General features: G+C 44.4%; 1 protein-coding gene and 1 pseudogene. One reads left to right on the top strand and one right to left on the bottom strand.

Going from position 1 to position 649, the window contains the following annotated elements; genetic code table 11:
- Window positions 1–99 precede the first annotated feature (99 nt).
- On the top strand, window positions 100–411 hold the full coding sequence (locus R7093_RS26035; RefSeq protein WP_005481791.1) for a DUF6482 family protein: 312 nt from the start codon (window positions 100–102) through the stop codon (window positions 409–411).
- Between the two features lie 14 nt (window positions 412–425).
- On the opposite strand, the pseudogene R7093_RS26030 reads toward R7093_RS26035, so the two are convergent.
- Window positions 426–649 (bottom strand): annotated as a pseudogene (locus tag R7093_RS26030) (DNA mismatch repair protein MutH); the annotation flags it as partial.

Below are 649 nucleotides of genomic sequence, written 5' to 3'. Positions count from 1 at the left end.
TGGTCGCTATCGCAAATCATTTACGTATAAGCGCAAGTGTGGCTCGAAAGGTATTCATCCCCCAACTACACTAAAAAGATCTTGTGAAGGAGGTGCACTATGCAGAAGCATCAACTGGACATGTGGCTACATGGTCAACATAAAGACACCTATACGTTACCCAAAGTATTTGTCATTGGGTGTTCCGATGTCTCTGACTATTTGCTAGCTGTGGAATATAAGCACCAGCTAGAGCCGATTAAAGATGGAGAGGAACCGCTTCATTTTGGTTCCTTAGATTTGGTGAAAGAAGAGCTGCTCAGGTTAGGTATCGACAAAGCTTATTTGCGGTTACACAACGCTTACGATGAGTGCGGTAGTGAGGGTACTGCCTCTTACTGCGATATCGAATTATCGTTGGTTACCCATTAGAGTGAACAGATGAGTTACTCAGATTGCACATTGATATAGTGCTTCAGTAAGATCTGTGCGGTGAATTGTGTTCGTAGGTAAAAGCCTCGTGGTAGCGTCTTCATTGGTTTCCCGTTGGAGCTATAGGCTTCAGTTAGTGCTTTGGCATTAGCGGCCTTTGGGCGTAGGTGAAGCGCTTCGCCATGTCTGGCTGAAATTTGATCAAATTTGCCAAAGACGATCATTTCCATCAGTTCTT

The sequence above is a fragment of the Vibrio sp. 1580 genome, from assembly GCF_033340055.1.
Note: the sequence above shows the minus strand (reverse complement) of the source record. Positions and strands in the feature narration are given on the sequence as shown.

Bases quoted from the DNA above. Each gene is read 5' to 3' on its own strand.
- R7093_RS26035 (WP_005481791.1), top strand. From the start codon at position 100: ATGCAGAAGCATCAACTGGACATGTGGCTACATGGTCAACATAAAGAC.